Consider the following 18,245-nt stretch of genomic DNA (forward strand, 5'->3'; position numbering starts at 1 on the left):
CTTTGTCGGGTAATCATCCCCTCCATGTAATGAGCCTAGTCGGCGAGCCCAGCAAGGGCGGCCGGCCCTGTCCCGCGCCGTACACGGGACTTCTGGGGAGTATGAGTCGATGAAGTCGCGCGAAACGCTGATCCGTCTGAAGAAATTTCAGGTGGATGAGAAACGCCGCCGGGTGACGCAGATCGAGGGCATGATCGCTGACTTCCAGCGCATGTCGGCCGAGCTCGAGCGGGAGATCCAGACCGAGCAGGAGCGGGCCGGCATCAACGACCCGACCCATTTTGCCTATCCGACCTACGCCAAGGCCGCGATCCAGCGCCGGGAAAACCTGACGCGCTCGGCCGACGAGCTGCGCACCCAGCTCGAGGACGCCAAGGCCGCGTTGTCCGAGGCGTTCGAGGAAATGAAAAAGGTCGAGCTGCTCGACGAGCGTGACCAGGCCCGCGAGAAGGCCGAGGAGAGCGCCCGCGAGCAGGCCGACATGGACTCTATCGGCCTGATGCGCGCCCGGCTCGGCGTCATCGCCTGAGCCTGTCGCCGTCACGGCTGTCGCTTTCGAAAACCCGGGCCGCGAGGTCCGGGTTTTTCGTCGCGCCCGCCCCGGTGGAGAGTTGCCCAGGACTTGTGCTACGGGAGGACGTAGGCTCGAACGAGGGAGCGGGGCGATTTTCGGGGACGCTGAATGCTGACGCCGGCAGAGCTGGTCTGGTTGCTTGCCGCTGTTGCCAAAGGGGACGAGGCCGCCTTCGAGCGCCTCTACGCGGCGACGCGCGCGAAACTCTATGGCGTCGTGCTCCGTATCTTGCACCGACAGGACCTCGCCGAGGAGGTCGTCCAGGAGACCTATGTGAAGGTCTGGAACAACGCCGCACAGTTCAACCCGGCCGTTTCTTCCCCGATCACCTGGATGGCCGCCATCGCCCGCAACCGCGCCATCGATCTGGTGCGCAAGCGCGGTGAGCTGTCTTTGGAGGATGAGCCCTCCGCGCTGGAGGTTGCGGCCGAGACGCCGGATCCGCTGGCGCGCCGTGAGATGTCGGAGGAGCTCAAGCGTCTTTTGGAATGCGTCGGCCAGCTCGAGCCCGACCGCCAGAAGCTCGTGCTGCTTGCCTACTATAACGGCTGGAGCCGCGAGCAATTGGCGACCAAGTTCGAGGCGCCGGTGAACACGGTGAAGACCTGGCTGAGGCGGAGCATGATGGACATCCGCCAATGCCTCGGTCTCGGATGAGGTGCTGTTCGGACCGGCGAGAGACCTTGTAGGACGTGACCTGGACCTGTGATGGCGTATAGCGAAGACCATATCGCGCTGGCGGCGGAATACGCGCTCGGGACGCTCGACGCCGCCGAACGGGCGCAGGTCGAGACCATGATGGCGGTCGACAAGGATTTCGTCGCACTGGTCCAGGCGTGGGAATTTCGCCTCGGTCCGCTCAATCAGATGGTCGGGCTGGTCGAGCCGCGTCCCGAACTGTGGGAGCGCATCAAGGCCGAGATTGCGCGGTTGCGCGCGAACGCGGAGAGCGCGCCGGCTGCACAGGTGACGATCGTCGAGGCTCCGGTCGTTGCCGCTCAGCCCGAGCCCGCGCCTCCCGAGGTCCCGCCTGTCGAAGCGGAAGCTGCGCCGATCCATGCGTCTCCCGTCAGCGAACCAGAGCCTGAGGTCGCGGCGCCGGTCATCACGCCGACACGCAGCACTTTCGCGGCTCGCGAGATCGCGAACGACGACACCAATGTCGTTCAGCTCTCGTCCAAGGTCCGGCAATTGCGCGCGGTTGCCAACATCATGACCGCGCTCGCGGCCGTGCTGCTCGCGCTGGTCGGTGTCCAGGTTTACCGCCCCGACCTCCTGCCGCGGCCATTGCAGCCGAAGCCGCGGATCCAGACTGTCGAGGTCAAGGTGCCGGTCGCGCAGCCCTCCGCCCAGTTCGTTGCCCTCCTGCAGAAGGACGCGGCGTCGCCGGCGTTCATCCTGACCGTCGATGCCGCCAGCAAGAGCTACACCGTGCGCCGGGTCGGCGCCGCGCCGGAGCCGGGCAAGAGCTTCGAGTTGTGGCTCGTGTCCGACAAGCTGCAGAAGCCGCGCTCGCTCGGCGTGATCGGCGGCAGCGACTTCACCAGCCGTCCCGTTCTCTCGTCCTACGACGCCGACACCGTGAGTCGCGCGACCTACGCTGTCACGGTCGAGCCGGAGGGCGGGTCGCCGACCGGGCAGGCGACCGGGCCGATCGTTTTTACCGGCAAGCTGATCGAGACGGTGCCGTCGGCGCGGTGATTCAACGCCCAAAAGAGAAAACGCCCGTGGGGAGCGGGCGTTTTCAGTAGTCGACTTGGGGTTGGGTCTACTACATATCCACGCGGCCAGTTGGGGGGCTGTGAGAACCGCGTGAATTCCGGGAATTCCTGTCAGCGAACCACCGACATCTCCGAGCTCGTTACCACGACCGGCTTGCCGGCCTTGAGGACCTTTGCCGTCTGCGCGTAGTTCGGCTCCGCATTCAGTCGGGCGGAGATGCCGAGGCCGGCCACTGCGATGCCAGCCACGAGCGCAACCACCACGATCTTGAGGTGGGTCGTACGATCCGCGCTGTAAATCGAGTGGTTCATGGAAGCCTCCTGCCGTCTTCCGTCCTTCGCTGATTCGTGTGAGCCGGGGGCTTTCCGGTTCATCGTCTCGCGTGAACTAACGTAGGAAACCTCAATTCTGTTTCGTAGGCCACATCACAAGTGTGTGATAAGGCGTGATGTCTCGCGATCGAAAGTCGATAAAACTCATATTTATGCAGATATATCAATAGTTTGATTAGTTGTTCGGTATGCGGATGAAATTTCAGCCACCTAACGCAAAATTAAGAATTCGTTTGCCTGTGGCGGTAAAGCAAGGGGTGGTCCGCCGGTAAAAACGGCAAAAGCCGACGCCTCGCGCCGGCCCCGCCGATCAAACGCGCCCGGAATTCTGCGGTTCCGCAACGTCAACCCTCACACGCTCCCCACCGTCTTCAGCCGCGCGCGCGGATGGATCTCGGCCTGCGACAGCACCGTGGTCTGGGCGCGGAAGCGCTCGACCAGCGAGCGGACGAAGGGCCGGATCGCCGCCGACGTCACCAGCACCGGCGATTCGCCTTCGCGTGCGGCGCGCTCGAACGCATCGCGCGTCGCGGTCATGAACTCCGACAGCTTCGACGGCTGCATCGCGAGGCTGCGCTCCTCGCCCTGGCCGATCAGCGATTCCGCAAACGCCTGCTCCCACCTCGCCGACAGCGCGATCAGCGGCAGGTAGCCCATCGGCGAGGTGTTCTGGGCGCAGATCTGGCGGGCGAGGCGGGCGCGCACGTGCTCGACGATCGTTGCCGGGTTGCGCGAGAACGCGAGCGCGTCGGCGATGCCTTCGAGGATGGTCGAGAGGTCGCGGATCGAGATCCGCTCCGACAACAGCAGTTGCAGCACGCGCTGGATGCCGGAAATCGTGATCTGCGTCGGCACGATGTCCTTGACCAGCTCGCTCTGCTCCTTCGGCAGCTCCTTCAGGAGCTTCTGCACCTCACCGTAGGACAGCAGGTCGCTCATGTTGGCCTTGAGCAGCTCGGTCAGATGCGTCGACAGCACGGTCGCCGCGTCGACGACCGTGTAGCCCTTGAGCGTCGCCTCTTCCTTCAGGCCGGCGTCGACCCAGGTGGCGGGCAGGCCGAAGGTCGGCTCCGTCGTGTGGATGCCGGGCACCGCGACCTGGTTGCCGCCGGGGTCCATGACCATGAACTGGCTCGGCCAGATCTTGCCGGAGCCGGCGTCGACCTCCTTGATCTTGATGATGTAGGTGTTGGCCTCGAGCTGGACGTTGTCGAGGATGCGCACCGACGGCATCACGAAACCCATCTCGATCGCCAGCGACCGGCGCAACGCCTTGATCTGGTCGGTCAGGCGGTCGGTGCCGTCGGGCGCATTCACGAGCGGCAGCAGCGCATAGCCGAGCTCGATCTTGAGGTCGTCGATCTTGAGCGCGGCCGAGATCGGCTCCTCGGCGGCCGCGGCGGTGGCAGCCGCCGCCGGCGCTGCAGCCGCGGCGACCTCCTCGGCCTTCGCGACCTCCTTCTGCTTGCGCGCCTTGAGGGCGAGCGCGGCGGCGCCGCCGCCGAGCGCCAGGAACGGAAGGGTCGGGATGCCCGGCAGCAGCGCCAGCACCAGCATCACGGCGGCCGACATGCCGAGCGCCTGCGGATAGCCCGAGAACTGCTTGATCAGCGCTTTGTCGGCGGCACCGCTGACGCCGGCCTTGGAGACCAGGAGGCCCGCGGCGGTCGAGACGATCAGCGCCGGCACCTGGGTGACGAGGCCGTCGCCGACGGTCAGCGTGGTGTAGGTGCGGGCGGCCTCGGCAAAGCCGAGACCCTGCTGGGCGACGCCGATGATGATGCCGCCGATGATGTTGATGAAGACGACGAGCAGGCCGGCGACCGCGTCGCCGCGGACGAATTTGGAGGCACCGTCCATGGCGCCGAAGAAGCCGCTTTCGTCCTCCAGCTCCTTGCGCCTGATCTTGGCGACCTTCTCGTCGATCAGGCCGGCGGAGAGGTCGGCGTCGATCGCCATCTGCTTGCCGGGCATGGAGTCCAGATGGAAACGCGCCGCGACCTCGGCGATGCGGCCCGAACCCTTGGTGATGACGACGAAGTTCACCGTCACCAGGATGGCGAACACGATGATGCCGATGACGAAATTGCCGCTCATCACGAAGTTGCCGAACGCCTCGATGACGTGGCCGGCGGCATCGGTGCCCTCGTGGCCACGCGACAGGATCAGCCGGGTCGAGGCCAGGTTCAGCGACAGCCGCAGCATCGTCGAGATCAGCAGGATGGTGGGGAAGGATGAGAATTCCAGTGGCGCCTGGATGAACAAGGCGGTCATCAGGATCAGGATCGACAGGGTGATCGAGATCGCCAGGAACAGATCGAGCACCAGCGAGGGCAGCGGCAGGATCAGCACCACCAGGATGGTGAGGATGCCGAGCGCCAGCGCGATGTCGCCGCGCAGGACTGCTGTCTTGAGGTCAGCGAATGAGAACCCGCCGGCCGGAGATCCGACCCCCTGACCCGCCGTGACGTCGACCATGGCTTTCGCCCCTTCTCGCGGGCCGCGTGTGCCGGCCCCAAACGACTGCGCGACGGCCGCAGGGCCGCCGTTCCGAAACTGAGGTACCGCGCCGGCGTCCACGGAAGGTCTCCTCCGTCAACTGCACCCAACCACGACACGCACATTCCACCCGGCAATTTTTGCCCGGTGGTTGGTTAGCGTTCGGTTAATGGCGGTTAACAAAGGGTTGCGGGGGGCAGGAGAGCGGCGCACTCGGCGTGCCAGGCGCTGGTCTGCATCGGTCGGTCTCCTGCATCAGCTTGGTTGGCGTGCGCCCGCGGTCTCGCGGCGCCGTGCGCCCGAGTTGTGCGTCAGGTCCGCCCTCGATCGGATGGAGGGCGCAGGGAAGGCCGGGCGCCGGCCGCGCCCGTGGCCCGCCTGCAGCAAAAAAAGCAGGCGGCAGTCACCACAGGTCTGGCCGAATCACCCGGCCCTCCCTGCGCGACGGTTGGAACGGCTTATACGTGGTCTCCCTGGTGCGCCGGGCTTGTTGGCCACCATCACAGGCGCAATGCGTGAGCACCGCCACCCGCTTGATACCAGCGTCGGGGTATCAGGACCGCACGACTTCGCCGTGCGCAACGAACCGTTCGTCCGCGCGGCCACAAGCCACGCTGCGATTCCCTGCGCCCATCGCATCCCACCTCCCACGTCTCGTGACGGTCGCGACACGCCCCTCCGGCGGAAGCAGGATGGGAGATCATATACATGATTTCGGAAAAAATGAAACAGGAATATTTCGCCAAATCAAAATTCAGGTTTTCTGCTGACCCGGGTCTCGGCGCTTGCGCGTCGTCCGGTTGCGCGCGTGGCGCCGAGCAATGTGTCCATATCGTGCGTGTCGCGCGGCGCGCGGCATCAAGTTTTTCTGATCGCTGCGATCAGCGTTTGCGATTGGCGGCGGGGGATGTTGCTCTTTAGAACGTTTCTAAATTGAATTCAGGAGAACCGAAAATGCGTCGACAGAAGCTCCCCCATGGTCTGCGGCTGACAGCGACGGCCGCTGGCCTTGCCGGGCTTGCATCGCTCATCGCGGTCGCCGCGCCCAGGGCGGAGACGCCGACACCGACCCCGGCGCCGGCCTACCTGCCGACCGTCAGCGACCTGATGATCGCGACCATCCAGCCGCGCCATCTCAGGCTTTGGATCGCCGGCCATAGCGGCAACTGGGCGTTCAGCGCCTATGAGCTCGGCAATCTCAAGGGCGCGTTCAACCGCGTCAGCCGGGCGCAGCCACTGGTCGAGGGCAATTCGTTTGCCGACATGACGACGGCCGTGACACAGCAGCCGTTCGACGAACTGGCGCAGGCCATCAAGCAGAAGGACATCGGCCGCTTCGAGCGCTCCTATGCCGACCTCACCGCCGCCTGCAATTCCTGCCACCAGGCGCTCAATCGCGCCGCCGTGGTCATCAAGGTGCCGCAGACCGCCAGCGTTGCCGACCAGGACTTCACAGCCGGCGCGGAGTGACAGCGGGCGGACGGCGAGGCACGATCGGTCACGCGTCGTCCGGCGCTGCTGCCGGCCGGGGCCAAAGGACGCGTGTGCGGATCAGCGAGCGTGATCGACCCCTCGCCTTCTCGTGTGGGTTGATTCCAACCCGGAGAGACTTCCGGCCGGTCTTTGTTGGCAGGTGCCAACTCCGGGGGGATGCGGTTTCCGGCGTCGCAGATCGGCGAAGTGCTCACATCCTCTCGCCTACAGCTTCACAACGATCTTGCCGAAATGCGAGCCGGACCGGAGACGGGCGAACGCTTCGGGAGCGTCGTCAAAGTCGTAGACCCGATCGACGATCGGGTGGATCGCGTGTTCGGACAGGAATCGATTCATCGCCGTGAAATGTTCGACCGAACCCACGGTGACGCCGATGATGTCGGCATTCTCCCACTGCAGGCGGGCGAGGTCGGGCTTGGGGCCGAACCCCGTCAAGACACCGATCTGGACGATCTTGCCACCCGAAGCGACCGACCGCAGCGATCGGTCGTAGGTGCCGGGGCCGCCGAGCTCGAGGACATGCGTGGCGCCTTCGCCATCCGTCGCTTTCATCACGGCGACATCCCAATCGGGCGTGTCGCGGTAGTTGATCAGGATCGAGGCGCCGAGCGCCTGGGCGCGGGCGAGCTTCTCATCCGAGGACGAGATGACGATCGCGCGCGCGCCCAGCGCGGCCGCGAACTGAAGGCCGAACAGCGCGACGCCGCCGGTTCCCTGGACCAGCAGCGTGTCGGCCTTGCCCATTCCGCCACGGGTGATGAGGCCGTGCCAGGCCGTCACGCCGGCACAGGGCAGGGTCGCGGCTTCGATCGACGTGAGGTGCGCCGGCACGGGGACCAGCGCCGTCGCCGGCAGCACCACGTACTCCGCCAGCATGCCATCCATCGTGCTGCCGCCGAGGGCTGACGGAACATAGCTCGCCTTGAACGGCCCGGAAATCCAATCGCGAAAGAACGATGCGGCCACACGGTCGCCCGGGCGCCATTGAACGACATCGGAGCCTACGGCATCAACGATGCCTGCGCCGTCGGAGAGCGGGACGCGGCGGTCGAAACCGCCTTCACCCGCTCGGTCGAGGATCAGGAGGTCGCGGTAGTTGAGACTTGCCGCCTCGACCCGAATGCGGACCTCGCCAGGGGCGGGTTCGGGTTTGATGACGTCGGTGCGCACCAGGCGACCCGCGCCCGCATGGCCATTCAAATGATAGGCTTTCATCGTTGCTCCCGTCACAAGGGGACTCCACTTGGATGAGCACGATCTGTAAGGTCTGACAGCGCTGTCAGGGTCAAGAGGTTTTCAGGTGAAGATCGGCGAACTTTCCCGGAGGACGGGAGTCAGCATCCGGATGCTGCGTTACTACGAGGACGAAGGCTTGCTTGCGCCGCACCGAACCTCGTCCGGTTACCGCGACTACGGGCCGGCGGACGAGGAAGCCGTGCGCCGGATCAAACTGCTCGGCTCCGCCGGCATGACGCTCGAGACGATCAAGCAGTTGCTCCCCTGCGTGCGCAACAACCGTCCAGATTTCAGGCCTTGCGACAATTTGCGAAGAATACTGGCGCAGCAGGTCGGCATCATCGATCAACGCATCGAGGCACTCAGCCAGAGCCGGACGATTCTCGCAGGCTTCATCTCGAGCGTGAACTGATCGCCGGATATCGAATGTCGACCGTGGGCGACGGATCGATCGAAGACGTCGACATTCACTCGCCCGCCCAGGGGGACCCGCATGAAGCTCTATTCGTTCTGGCAGTCGCTGGCGAGCTTTCGCGTGCGCATCGCGCTCAACCTCAAGGGCATCGCCTATCAGCAGGTCGCGGTCGATGTCGACCGGCAGCAGCATCGCGACGAGGCCTATGCCGCGCTCAACCCGCAGATGGCGCTGCCGGCGCTGGTGCTCGACGACGGCACCGTGCTGACGCAGTCGCTGGCGATCCTCGAATATCTCGACGAAGCCTGTCCGGGCGCTGCGCTGCTGCCTGCCGATGCCAAGGGGCGCGCGCGGGTGAGGGCGCTGGCGGCGATGATCGCCTGCGATGCGCATCCGCTGACGACGCCGCGGGTGCAGCGCTATCTCACCGAGGTGCTGCACGTGGACGACGCGGCGCGCGCGGCCTGGCTCAGGCACTGGGCGTCGGAGATGCTGGTCGCGATCGAGGCCCAGCTTGCAGGCCATGTCGCGACCGGCCGGTTCTGCCATGGCGATGCGCCGACGATGGCCGACATCTGCCTCGCCGGCCACGCCGTCTTCGCGCGCAATAAAGGCCTCGACCTCGCCGCGACGCCGACGGTGCAGCGCGTCGTCGAGGCCGCGATGGCGCTGCCGGCGTTCGCGTCCGCCCATCCGCTGGCGCAACCCGACACGCCGGCGGCGCTGCGCCGCAAGCCGGCGGTGTCGTAGTCGACGCCACGACCATCGGCGCTATCGCGCCGGCTGGCCGCCGTCCCGCTTCATCCAGTCGCGGAACTGCTCGAACAGGACCCTGGTCTCGTCCTCGCTCATCCGCCGGCCGCCGGTCGGCGCCCGCGTGCTCATCCACTCGTCGAACTGCTGCTTGATGGCGGCGCCGTCGGCCTGCGGCGGGCGCGTGCTGGCCAAAAGCTCCTCCGCGGCGCGGAAGCGGGTCCAGCCGGGCAGCGAGGAGGCGAGGTTGATCTCGTTCCATTTCGGATGGAACGGCGGCTGCTTGAACTGGTCGAACCGCTTGAACAGATAGTCGACGAAGCGCGCGACGCGGCGGTAGCGCTCGGTCTCCGGCGGCCAGTTGTAGACCGCCAGCACCTGCGGCACGCCGATCGTCTCGACGCTCTCGCCGGGCTTGAGCAGATTGGGATAGTCCTGCGAGGTCAGCTTGGTCGGCACGTAGTAGTCCTGCAGGCTGCGCGCAAACGGAATCGGAAGGAAGTGGAAGCCCGGCTCGGGCTTGAACTTGGCGAACAGGTCGGTCGGCTTGCCCGTGACGTGGACGACGCCGGCGATCTCGCCACTGCGCATCTTCTCCAGCGCCACCGAATTGTTGATGAACACCTTTTCCGCGCCGATCTTGAGCCGGTCGAACACGATGCCGCCGGTGAGGTTGGCGGCGCTGCCCACGGTGTTGAAGGAGACCTTCTTGCCGGCGAGATCCTCCAGCGTCCTGATCTCCGGGCGGACGTAGACATGCATCTCGTTGATGTAGAACGAGCAGATGTAGCGGATCCGGTTCTTGATGTTGGCGAGCGTGCCGTTGCGGACGAACTCGTCGAGCACGTCGGCCGAGGTGATGGTGACGTCGACGCCGCGCAGATACAGCAGGTCCTCGATGTTGCCGAGCGCGCCGTAGGTCACCATCGGCAGCACGCGCAGGTTCGGGCGGTCGTCGAGCACCTTGGCCATCTCGGCGGCAAAACGGATGTTGGTGCCTTCGAGCAGGCCGCCGGCGACGCCGACCGTCCATTCGTTGGACTCCTGCAGCTTGCCGCCTTCGCCGGCCGCAGCGGCCGTTGCCGCCGCCGGCCTTCCGGTCCGCGCCGTCTGTGCCATGGCCGGCAGCAACGGTGCCGCCAGACTCAATCCCGCCGCAACGACGCAACTCAACAACGCGACCCGCATGCCCCAAATTCCTCCGTTGCCGGCCACACGGCGATCGCGAGGCGCGGCCGATTTTCGCGCATTATCTCCTTGGTTGAGGAATGAGGTCTACTACTCGCCGGTTGGGCGCAACCGGAGCTGCTGCGAGGCGCATCCTCGCCACCAAAAAGCCATGGGCTTGATTGCGCCTTGGTCTGGACGGAGAAACGCCGTGGTATCAGTCCGAGAGTCGTCGCCTCATCGCACGCGGCCAAAATGGCACAGCGGAAATCGATGCAGCTTGCGGTTGCAGGGGGCGGTCGAAGCCGGACGTTCGTGCGATCGGTCGTCGAGGGCTGCTGCGAGATCGAGGCCTTGGCACGGCGCGATCAGGCGCCGGCCTTGCTTCCCTTGGCGCAATAGTCCCGCCAGAACTGCCGATAGCCGGCTTCGACGCAGCGCGTGTAGTTGGCGACGTCGCCAGCCGCCGAGCGCGCGACCAGGCCGGGTAGTTCGGGCCGCAGCTTCGCCAGCAGCTCGGGCTGCGCGGCAAAGCTCTTGGCGATCCGGATGTAGCCGTCATCATCGCCGGCGACCCAGTCGGCGAGGCCGGCCGCGGTCAGGATGCCGCCGGCGGCGCGCGAGGCCGCGCCGGCGCCGAGCTTGGCGACGACCGGCACGCCCATGTAGAGCGATTCGAACGTCGAGATGCCGCCGTTCTGCGGGAACGGGTCGAGCGAGATGTCGATGCGCTCGTAGGACTTGAGATGCTCGACGCGCTCGCTGGCGCCGAGGCAGAGGATGCGCGCCTCGGGCACGCCGTGTGCGACGAAGCGGGCGAGCAGCCCGTCGCGCACCGCGGGATCGTTCAGCGCGAGATGCTTGACGACGAGCTTCGCGTCGGGGATATCGGCGAGCAGCCGTGCCCACAGCGCGATCGCCGCGTCGGAGATCTTGTCGATGCGGTTGTAGACGCCGAAGGTGACGTAGCCGTTCGTCAGCATCGGCAGCGGCGACGGCGGAACGTCGAGCACCGGATCGATCGTGATCACCGACGGCAGGTCGTGGACGTGCTCGGCGAACAGCGGCCGGACGCTCTCGGGCACCGTGACCGGATCGGCGAAGAAGTAGTCCATCGTGGCAAGGCCCGTGCCGGTGCCGCTGCCCCAGGCCGTAACCTGGATCGGCGCCGGCTTGCGCGCGAACACCGGCATGCGCGTGCCCGTGGTGTAGCCGGAGAGATCGACCAGGATGTCGACGCCGTCGGCCTGGATGCGGTCGGCGAGCTCGTCGTCGGACAGGCTCGAGGCCTCGACCCAGACGTCGGCGATCGACTGGAACGTCGCGGTGTAGGAATCGTGTCGCGGCGAGGTCGAGTAGCAGTTGACCTGAACCTGCGACTTGTCGTGGCCGCGCAGCACGGGCAGGAAGGCGAAGGCCGCCGAATGCATGCGGAAGTCGGCCGAGACGTAGCCGACGACGATGCGCCGGTCGGGATCGAGCGAACGCGGCGCAAGCTTGCGGCGCGGGAATCTGGAGCCGACCGCCATCCACCAATATTGCCGCGCCGCCTGCTGGACCGCGAAGTCGGCGCCGGGCAGGAAGTCGAGATAGAAGATCTTCTTGGTGATCGCCTCGTCATAGTCCGGCTGCACCGCGAGCGCCTGGTCGAACTGGGCGATGGCGCCTGCGACGTCGCCGAGCCGGCCGCGGCAGGCGCCGAGCAGGGTGAGCGCGACCTGCGCCTTCGGATTGGTGTCGAGCACGCGCTTGCAGGCGGCCATCGCCTGCGCGACGTTGCCGTTGAGGATGCAGATCTGCGCCTTGCCCTGCCATCCCAGTTGCAGATTGGGATCGAGCGTCACGGCGGCGTCGAAATCGGCTTCGGCTTCCGCCGTGCGTCCGGAGATCATGTAGAGCCGGCCGCGATGCGCCCGCAGCTCGGCGTGGGCCGGGCGTGCCGCCAGCGCCGCATTGAAGGTCGCTTCCGCCAGCTCGAAATGGTGCAGCTCGAGATGGGCGAGGCCCTTGTTGACCGTGGCCTCGAAATGGTTCGGGCTGAAGGCCAGCGCGCGCTCGGCGCTGGCGGCAGCGGCGTCCCACCGCCGCAGCATCAGCTCGGCGACGCTGCGATTGCACCAGGCATCGACGTCGTCCGGCTTGAGTTCGAGGGCGCGGGTCGCGGCCGCGAGCGAGGCCTCGCCCTGTCCGAGCCGCAGCAGCGCGATTGCGAGGTTGCGCAAGGTGATCGGCGCATTCGGGCGCAGCGCCAGCGATCGCTCCAGCGCCGCGCGCGCCTCCGCGTAGCGCTCGCAATTGATCAGCGCCCAGCCGAGATTGGACTGCGCGTCGGCGGAATTCGGCTCCATCGCGACGGCCTGCGCCAGGAAGGCGGTGGCCTCGGCGAAGCGTGCCGATGACACCAGCGACACGCCGAGCAGATGCATGGCATCGAAGCAGCCGGGGACCTCCTGCAGCAGCTTCGCGCACAGCGCCTGCGCCTCCGCCTGGCGTCCGGCCTGGAAGGCCTTGTACGCCGTCGTCAGCTGCGTCTCGACGAGCTTCTTCTGCTTCTTTTCCTGCCGCGCCTTCTGGAAGGCGCGCGAACCGACGGTGCTCAAGGACTTGGGTCTCCGGACAGACAGGACGGCATGGCGTCGGACGCCGCAGCGGCGCGCTGCGGCCGGCAACCGGGCCGCCGCCATGCCCGGCGGCAGCAAAGCCCAGGATGTCCTGTGGTCGTCCGGTCGCCGGCCACGCGCAGCGCGACGCGGCGAAGCTTGCCCGCGCCATGGTTAGCAAATGGTTAACGGGAGGACGGAGGGAACTTGTCGCGCCCGCGAATGCCCAGGGAGCGACGGGGCAGTTCGCGCAGGGCGGATCAGCGCCGCGTGATCCGCCAGCTGCGGATGTCACGCCGACGATAGGGCGCCTCCTTGGCTCGGTACAGCCTTCCGGCACAACATTGCAGCGCTCACTCCGCGCAGCCGTCGACCAGCACCAACCGGCTCGACGTGGCGCGGTGACGGATCGCGAACAGGTCCTGGATCTCGGGATCACCGAGGAAGTCGGTGGCGTGCTGGCGCGACGGGAATTCCAGGATTACGATGCGCTCTGGCGTCCAGCCGCCTTCGACCGGCGTGGGCACTGCGCCCTGGACGATGTAGCGGCCGCCATGCCTCGCGATGAAGGCGGGGATCCGTTCGATGTAGACCTTGAACGCCGCGAAGTCGTGAACGGCGAGGTCGAGGACGAGATAGGCTTTCATGGCATGCTCCGCGCAGGGAGCCGCGATCATACGATCCGAACTTGGAAAGCAAACCCATCCGGCCACCGGTTCGTGGCCTGATCCATCCGCACGTCATTCCGGGCTCGCGCTGTCCGGCGACGTCGTCGCCGCGCGCGCCCCGGAACAGCGGTGAAGAACGGGACGGCTCGAAACGCTGCCGCCTACTTGCCCTTCTCGATCTTGGTCACCGTGTAGCCGGAGGCGTCCTCGACCGCCTCGAACTTCACCTTGTCGCCGGCCTTGAGGCCTTTCAGCAGCGCGGCGTCCTTGACGCGGTAGACCATGGTCATCGCCCCGTCCATGCCAAGACTCTTGGCCGGGCCGTGGTGGAGCGTGATCTTGGCGTTGGCCTCATCGACCTTCTTGACGTCGCCGCTGATGGCCTCGGCGGCGAGGGCAGGGGTCGCGAGAGCGAGAACCAACGCGGCGGCGGTCGCGAGCTGAGAGAACGACTTCATGATGTGTTTCCTTCTACTGGTGAACTCATGGCGAGGCGTAGGGCGGATGACGCGGCGATGATCCGCCCTACGCGTTGTCGGGACGGCTTCATCCGTCACTTCACGGCGACGTGGCCGGTCATGCCGTACTCGCGGTGGTCCGGGATCAGGCAGGAATATTCGAACGTGCCGGGCTTGGTGAACCGCCACAGCAGCTCGGCGGTCTTGTTCGGCGCGAGCCGGGCGCCGTTGGGCTCGTCGTGCTCCATATGCGGGTGCTTCTTCATGACCGCGGCGTGCTTCAGGTTCTCGGCCTTGGTGGCGAGCAGGAACTCGTGATCCTCCTTGCCGGTGTTGCGCAGCACGAAGCGGATCTGCTCGCCGCGCTTCACCTCGATGCGCGCCGGCGTGAACTCCATCTCGCTCAGCAGCACCTCGATGGTGCGTGACGGCTGTTTGGGATCACCCGGCTCACCGGCGGAATAGCCGCGCGATCCGTGCTGCTCATGGCCACGGGCCGGTGCTACGATCAGAGCGGCCGCCGCCATTGCGCTGATCGCGAATGCAGTCTTCATGGATATCTCCTGATGGTGGTCGTCGGTTGATGCGGTGTTTGGTGAATTCAGCGCTGGGTGCGGACCTGCGTCGGTGTGCCGTCGCTTCGCCGCACCGGCTCCGGCGCGCTTGCGACCTCATAGGCCACAGTGCCCTTGGGAAACTGATACGGGCCGGGATCGCGGTAGTCGTCGCGGGCGAGGCCCTCGCGCACCTTCACGGTCGTGAACATGCCGCCCATCTCGATCGGCCCGAACTGGCCGCTGCCGGTCATCATCGGCAGCGTGTTGTCGGGGGCCGGCATCTCCATGTTGCCCATCGCCATGCCGGTGTTGCCCATCACCATGCCGTCGGGCGCGAGCTTGCCGACGGCGGCGGCCAGCTCCTTGCGCGGTACGCCGATCAGGTTGCGCATGTCGTGGCCCATCGCATTCATCGTGTGATGCGACTTGTGGCAATGGAACGCCCAGTCGCCGGGGTTGTCGGCGGTGAAGTCGAGCACGCGCACCGCGCCGACCGGCACGTCGGTCGTGGTCTCCGGGAATTGCGCCGTTTCGGGAAGCCAGCCGCCGTCGGTGCCGATCACCTTGAACTTGTGGCCGTGGAGGTGGATCGGATGGTTGGTCATGGTGAGATTGCCGATGCGGATGCGGACGCGATCGCCGAGCCGCACCGGCAAGGAATCGATGCCGGGAAACACCCGCGCATTCCAGGTCCACATGTTGAAGTCGGTCATCTCGTTGACCTTCGGCAGATAGCTGCCGGGCTCGATGCGGTAGGTCGACATCACGAACACGAAGTCGCGGTCGACCGGCGGCGGCAGGTTGTCGCGCGGATGCACGACGATCATGCCCATCATGCCCATCGCCATCTGCACCATCTCGTCGGCGTGCGGGTGATACATGAAGGTGCCGGCATGCTTCATCTCGAACTCGTAGACGAAGGTCTTGCCGGGCTTGATGTGCGGCTGCGTCAGGCCGCCGACGCCGTCCATGCCGCAGGGCAGGATCACGCCATGCCAATGTACGGTGGTATATTCCGGCAATCTGTTGGTGACGAAGATGCGGAGCTTGTCGCCCTCGACCGCCTCGATGGTCGGGCCCGGCGATTGGCCGTTGTAGCCCCACAGATGCGTGGTCATGCCGGGCGCGAACTCGCGTGTGACCGGCTCGGCGACGAGATGGAATTCCTTCCAGTCGCCGTTCATGCGGAACGGCAGCGACCAGCCGTTGAGCGTGACCACGGGCTGATAGTCCGGGCCGGCGCTGGGATGCAACGGCGGCTGCATCACGGCCTTGTCCATGGTCGGCGCCTCCGGAATGGAGGCAGCCTGGACGCGGCCGGAGACGGCGGAGGCGCCGGCCAGCGCCGCGGAGCCGAGCAGGGTTCGGCGGGACAACATGTTGGCTCTCCTCTCAGTCGTTGCTTGGCGCGAGCGCGCTCGCGGTCTGCTGTGCGCTGTCTTCGCCGCTCGCGACTCCGCCGTTGACGGCGGCCGACAGCTCGGCCTCGGCGAGGAAGAAGTCTCTGACGGCGTCGATCGCGGCGCGGCGCGAGGCCAGGCGCTGCCGCGCCTCGAGCAGCAGCGCGAAGATGTCGACCTGCATGCTGGAATAGCGCAGCTGCATCTCCTCGCTGATGATCCGGCGCAGCGGCAGCACCTCGCGGGCGTAATGGCCGGCGATGTCGAAGGCCGCGCGGTAGCTGCGATAGGCGTCGCGCGCCTCGGAGCGGACGGTGACGGCGCGCTCGGTCAGGCGGTTGAAGGCGATGTTGTAGGTCTCGGCCGCCTGCCGCACGCGGACCTCGCCGCCGTCGAAGATCGGGATCTGGAACTGCACGTCGTAGCCGCGTTCACGGATGATGCGGCCGTCGGGCTCGACGGTCTTGCGGTCGAGGCCGGCGAGATCGAGCAGGGTGACGAAGCGCGTGGCCTCGCTGAGCTGCAGCGCGGTGGCGAGCGCCGTGAGCTCGAGGCGGGCGACCTGCAGATCGATGCGATGGCCGACGGCATCGGCCTCGACGAAGGGCTGGCTCAGCGGGCGGCGCGGCAGCGCCGGCAACCGATCGGGCAGGCGGAAATTCAGATCGTCGCCCCACAGGCCCATCAGACGGATCAGCCGCTCGCGGGCGCTTCCTGCGGCACGGCGGGCGGTGGCGAGCTCGGCCGTGGTCTCGGCATAGAACACCTGCTCGCGCGCCTGATCGAGCCGGTTGAGCGCGCCGGTCTCGCCGAGCTTCGAGGCGAGCTTCGCGGTCGCCTCCGCGGCCGATTGCGCCTCGACGAGCAGGGCCACCAGCTCGTTGGCGGCGACGGCGCGCACATGCGCGCGGCGGACCTCCGCGGCGAGCCGCAGTGTCGCCAGCGCGGCCTTCAATTGTGCCTGGCGAAACCGCTCGCGCGCGATCTCCGAGCGCAGCGGCAAGGTGGCGAGCGCCAGGATGTCGCCGGCGACCTGACGCTCGGCCTCCAGCGCGCCGTCGCCGCTGATGCGCATCAGGGAGAAGGTCGGGTTGGGCGGCAGGCTGGCCTCCACCATGTCCGCCTCGCTGAGCGCGAGGGCGTTGTAGGCGGCCTGCAGGCCCTTGTTGTTGAACAGCGCGACCTGCACGGCGGCATCGGCCGACAAGGGCCGGGCGAGCAGCCGGCGCGTCGCAGCGCGGACGCGCTCAGCATCGTCATCGCCTCTCACCGAGGCGACCTCCTTGCCGGTGATGTGGCCGGCGATGTCCGCGACGGCGCTCATGCCGCCGTCCGGCGAGAACGAGGCGCAGCCTGCGAGCGCAAGTGCTGCGGCGAGCGCCGCGAGCCTGATGGTCCCCTGCATGTGGCGCTCCTTAGCGGCTCGGCTCAGGGCGCGGTGCGCCGGGGTCGGTGCGCTGGCCCCATGCGGCCGGCGCGGCCGGGCGCAGCGGCGTGTAGGGCCTGACGACGCCCGACATGCGCACGGGCGCAGCGTTCGCCGCCGGATCGGCCGGATCAGCCCCGGCTAACGCGACCGTGCGCGGCTGGCAGGCGGCGAGGCTCGTCGCGGCAAGCAGCGTCAATGCGCCGGCGACGACGGAGAATGGCAGGCTGCGCCGCGCCGGACATGCGGCAGCGGGCGTCGCCCTGGATTGCGACAACATGAGGTATCCTTGGTCTGATGAAACGCGAGCGGCCGCGCGTCGTTTGCGCGCGAAGCCGGGATCGTTCGCTCAGGCCAGGACGATGGGGGGACGGTACAGGCGCGGCGGCGTGCGGCCGGGCAGGCCTTCGTCGCGCGCAACGACGCCGGTGGCAGCGAGGCGGGCGGGGAGGGCGACTGCCGGCAGCGTGGCGGCCAGGCCCACGGCGCACATCATGGCGCAGCACGGACCCGGCATCTTGCCATGATCGTGGTGCGACGGCGCGGAAGCTGGAGCGTGCATTCCGGCGTCGGCGACAGGATGAGCATGATGATGGGCCTGCGCCGCAACGGTCTGCGGCATCGCCGTCATGACCATCTCGTGGCGAGCCGCATCATGAGGCGAGACCACAGCGCCAACGACGGTCTCGTCGAGACAGGGCGCCACCCCCGCGCCGAGCGCGAGCGCCACGCCGGGGCTGACCACGCAGACGAGGTAAGCAAGGACGAGCAGCCGTCCTGCCACCATCAGCATCTTTCGTGTCAGTCCCAACGACATGCGCGGCCAATCACTCCAATCCGGCGCGCAACCTAATGATAAAGCGTTGCGCCGCCAAGAGGGCCGAACCGTGATCGTGCAGATCCCTCCTGTTGCGCTGCTTCTGCATGCCCATTGCCGCAGCAAT

19 protein-coding genes are annotated in these 18,245 nt (G+C 66.9%); 7 read left to right on the forward strand and 12 right to left on the reverse strand.

Features of this window, described 5'->3' with window-relative positions; all coding sequences use genetic code 11:
• The first annotated feature begins 109 nt into the window (after window positions 1–109).
• From fliJ to ACQR13_RS10860, 3 genes are all read left to right on the forward strand, one after another.
• The gene (fliJ, locus tag ACQR13_RS10850; protein ID WP_315714036.1) at window positions 110–529 is read left to right on the forward strand and encodes a flagellar export protein FliJ; all 420 of its coding nucleotides are present in this window, start codon (window positions 110–112) and stop codon (window positions 527–529) included.
• Window positions 530–682: 153 nt separating this feature from the next.
• Window positions 683–1,231: a sigma-70 family RNA polymerase sigma factor gene (locus ACQR13_RS10855; RefSeq protein ID WP_315714037.1), complete on the forward strand. Its 549-nt coding sequence runs from the start codon at window positions 683–685 to the stop codon at window positions 1,229–1,231.
• Between the two features lie 51 nt (window positions 1,232–1,282).
• Window positions 1,283–2,275 (forward strand): anti-sigma factor, encoded by a 993-nt coding sequence (locus ACQR13_RS10860; RefSeq protein WP_434862815.1) that lies wholly within the window; start codon window positions 1,283–1,285, stop codon window positions 2,273–2,275.
• A 131-nt stretch (window positions 2,276–2,406) separates the two neighbouring features.
• Here the strand turns inward: ACQR13_RS10860 and ACQR13_RS10865 are convergent, their stop codons facing one another.
• Both ACQR13_RS10865 and flhA read right to left on the reverse strand, forming a co-directional pair.
• Window positions 2,407–2,607 carry a hypothetical protein gene (locus ACQR13_RS10865; protein WP_315714039.1) on the reverse strand — a complete coding sequence of 67 codons (201 nt, stop codon included), beginning with the start codon at window positions 2,605–2,607 and terminating at the stop codon, window positions 2,407–2,409.
• 372 nt (window positions 2,608–2,979) lie between these two features.
• On the reverse strand, window positions 2,980–5,106 hold the full coding sequence (gene flhA / locus ACQR13_RS10870; RefSeq protein ID WP_315714040.1) for a flagellar biosynthesis protein FlhA: 2,127 nt from the start codon (window positions 5,104–5,106) through the stop codon (window positions 2,980–2,982).
• Between the two features lie 729 nt (window positions 5,107–5,835).
• Between flhA and ACQR13_RS10875 the strand changes: the two genes are divergently transcribed.
• Both ACQR13_RS10875 and ACQR13_RS10880 read left to right on the forward strand, forming a co-directional pair.
• Window positions 5,836–6,048: a hypothetical protein gene (locus ACQR13_RS10875; protein WP_434862816.1), complete on the forward strand. Its 213-nt coding sequence runs from the start codon at window positions 5,836–5,838 to the stop codon at window positions 6,046–6,048.
• Between the two features lie 33 nt (window positions 6,049–6,081).
• A complete protein-coding gene (locus ACQR13_RS10880; RefSeq protein WP_315752692.1) occupies window positions 6,082–6,597 on the forward strand; it encodes a cytochrome family protein in 516 nt (171 codons plus the stop codon).
• A gap of 228 nt (window positions 6,598–6,825) precedes the next feature.
• Here ACQR13_RS10880 and ACQR13_RS10885 read toward each other — a convergent pair whose 3' ends face one another.
• A complete protein-coding gene (locus tag ACQR13_RS10885; RefSeq protein ID WP_434862817.1) occupies window positions 6,826–7,836 on the reverse strand; it encodes a zinc-dependent alcohol dehydrogenase family protein in 1,011 nt (336 codons plus the stop codon).
• A gap of 85 nt (window positions 7,837–7,921) precedes the next feature.
• Here ACQR13_RS10885 and ACQR13_RS10890 point away from each other — a divergent pair, with 85 nt between their 5' ends.
• Both ACQR13_RS10890 and maiA read left to right on the forward strand, forming a co-directional pair.
• A complete protein-coding gene (locus ACQR13_RS10890) occupies window positions 7,922–8,269 on the forward strand; it encodes a MerR family transcriptional regulator (RefSeq protein ID WP_315752694.1) in 348 nt (115 codons plus the stop codon).
• 81 nt (window positions 8,270–8,350) lie between these two features.
• Window positions 8,351–9,022, forward strand: a complete 672-nt coding sequence (maiA, locus tag ACQR13_RS10895) for a maleylacetoacetate isomerase (protein ID WP_315752695.1) — start codon at window positions 8,351–8,353, stop codon at window positions 9,020–9,022.
• Window positions 9,023–9,043: 21 nt separating this feature from the next.
• Here the strand turns inward: maiA and ACQR13_RS10900 are convergent, their stop codons facing one another.
• The 9 genes from ACQR13_RS10900 to ACQR13_RS10940 form a co-directional block, all read right to left on the reverse strand.
• Window positions 9,044–10,213, reverse strand: coding sequence for a TAXI family TRAP transporter solute-binding subunit (locus tag ACQR13_RS10900; RefSeq protein ID WP_316186709.1), 1,170 nt, complete (start codon window positions 10,211–10,213; stop codon window positions 9,044–9,046).
• A gap of 347 nt (window positions 10,214–10,560) precedes the next feature.
• On the reverse strand, window positions 10,561–12,792 hold the full coding sequence (locus ACQR13_RS10905) for a tetratricopeptide repeat protein (protein WP_434862818.1): 2,232 nt from the start codon (window positions 12,790–12,792) through the stop codon (window positions 10,561–10,563).
• A 353-nt stretch (window positions 12,793–13,145) separates the two neighbouring features.
• Window positions 13,146–13,439, reverse strand: coding sequence for a DUF1330 domain-containing protein (locus ACQR13_RS10910; RefSeq protein WP_434862819.1), 294 nt, complete (start codon window positions 13,437–13,439; stop codon window positions 13,146–13,148).
• 182 nt (window positions 13,440–13,621) lie between these two features.
• Complete coding sequence (locus tag ACQR13_RS10915; RefSeq protein ID WP_434862820.1) at window positions 13,622–13,918, reverse strand: copper-binding protein; 297 nt, start codon at window positions 13,916–13,918, stop codon at window positions 13,622–13,624.
• Between the two features lie 95 nt (window positions 13,919–14,013).
• Window positions 14,014–14,472, reverse strand: a complete 459-nt coding sequence (locus ACQR13_RS10920; RefSeq protein ID WP_316193555.1) for a cupredoxin domain-containing protein — start codon at window positions 14,470–14,472, stop codon at window positions 14,014–14,016.
• A 47-nt stretch (window positions 14,473–14,519) separates the two neighbouring features.
• Entirely contained in the window at window positions 14,520–15,854 is a 1,335-nt protein-coding gene (locus ACQR13_RS10925) for a multicopper oxidase family protein (protein ID WP_316193556.1), read from the reverse strand.
• A 13-nt stretch (window positions 15,855–15,867) separates the two neighbouring features.
• On the reverse strand, window positions 15,868–17,280 hold the full coding sequence (locus ACQR13_RS10930; RefSeq protein WP_315752702.1) for a TolC family protein: 1,413 nt from the start codon (window positions 17,278–17,280) through the stop codon (window positions 15,868–15,870).
• Window positions 17,281–17,290: 10 nt separating this feature from the next.
• Complete coding sequence (locus ACQR13_RS10935) at window positions 17,291–17,581, reverse strand: hypothetical protein (RefSeq protein WP_316193557.1); 291 nt, start codon at window positions 17,579–17,581, stop codon at window positions 17,291–17,293.
• A 69-nt stretch (window positions 17,582–17,650) separates the two neighbouring features.
• Window positions 17,651–18,118 carry a hypothetical protein gene (locus ACQR13_RS10940; protein WP_434862821.1) on the reverse strand — a complete coding sequence of 156 codons (468 nt, stop codon included), beginning with the start codon at window positions 18,116–18,118 and terminating at the stop codon, window positions 17,651–17,653.
• Between the last annotated feature and the right edge of the window lie 127 nt (window positions 18,119–18,245).

Origin of the sequence: Bradyrhizobium sp. HKCCYLRH3059, assembly GCF_051168035.1 — a bacterium.
Taxonomy (GTDB): Bacteria; Pseudomonadota; Alphaproteobacteria; order Rhizobiales; family Xanthobacteraceae; genus Bradyrhizobium.

Excerpts from the sequence above, each read along its gene's own strand:
- ACQR13_RS10860 (WP_434862815.1), top strand. The coding sequence starts at position 1,283 with ATGGCGTATAGCGAAGACCATATCGCGCTGGCGGCGGAATACGCGCTC.
- ACQR13_RS10915 (WP_434862820.1), bottom strand. The coding sequence starts at position 13,918 with ATGAAGTCGTTCTCTCAGCTCGCGACCGCCGCCGCGTTGGTTCTCGCT.
- ACQR13_RS10940 (WP_434862821.1), bottom strand. The coding sequence starts at position 18,118 with ATGTCGTTGGGACTGACACGAAAGATGCTGATGGTGGCAGGACGGCTG.
- ACQR13_RS10885 (WP_434862817.1), bottom strand. The coding sequence starts at position 7,836 with ATGAAAGCCTATCATTTGAATGGCCATGCGGGCGCGGGTCGCCTGGTG.
- ACQR13_RS10920 (WP_316193555.1), bottom strand. The coding sequence starts at position 14,472 with ATGAAGACTGCATTCGCGATCAGCGCAATGGCGGCGGCCGCTCTGATC.
- flhA (WP_315714040.1), bottom strand. The coding sequence starts at position 5,106 with ATGGTCGACGTCACGGCGGGTCAGGGGGTCGGATCTCCGGCCGGCGGG.
- ACQR13_RS10865 (WP_315714039.1), bottom strand. The coding sequence starts at position 2,607 with ATGAACCACTCGATTTACAGCGCGGATCGTACGACCCACCTCAAGATC.
- ACQR13_RS10875 (WP_434862816.1), top strand. The coding sequence starts at position 5,836 with ATGATTTCGGAAAAAATGAAACAGGAATATTTCGCCAAATCAAAATTC.
- ACQR13_RS10935 (WP_316193557.1), bottom strand. The coding sequence starts at position 17,581 with ATGTTGTCGCAATCCAGGGCGACGCCCGCTGCCGCATGTCCGGCGCGG.
- ACQR13_RS10925 (WP_316193556.1), bottom strand. The coding sequence starts at position 15,854 with ATGTTGTCCCGCCGAACCCTGCTCGGCTCCGCGGCGCTGGCCGGCGCC.
- ACQR13_RS10910 (WP_434862819.1), bottom strand. The coding sequence starts at position 13,439 with ATGAAAGCCTATCTCGTCCTCGACCTCGCCGTTCACGACTTCGCGGCG.
- ACQR13_RS10855 (WP_315714037.1), top strand. The coding sequence starts at position 683 with ATGCTGACGCCGGCAGAGCTGGTCTGGTTGCTTGCCGCTGTTGCCAAA.
- ACQR13_RS10880 (WP_315752692.1), top strand. The coding sequence starts at position 6,082 with ATGCGTCGACAGAAGCTCCCCCATGGTCTGCGGCTGACAGCGACGGCC.
- maiA (WP_315752695.1), top strand. The coding sequence starts at position 8,351 with ATGAAGCTCTATTCGTTCTGGCAGTCGCTGGCGAGCTTTCGCGTGCGC.
- ACQR13_RS10930 (WP_315752702.1), bottom strand. The coding sequence starts at position 17,280 with ATGCAGGGGACCATCAGGCTCGCGGCGCTCGCCGCAGCACTTGCGCTC.
- fliJ (WP_315714036.1), top strand. The coding sequence starts at position 110 with ATGAAGTCGCGCGAAACGCTGATCCGTCTGAAGAAATTTCAGGTGGAT.
- ACQR13_RS10900 (WP_316186709.1), bottom strand. The coding sequence starts at position 10,213 with ATGCGGGTCGCGTTGTTGAGTTGCGTCGTTGCGGCGGGATTGAGTCTG.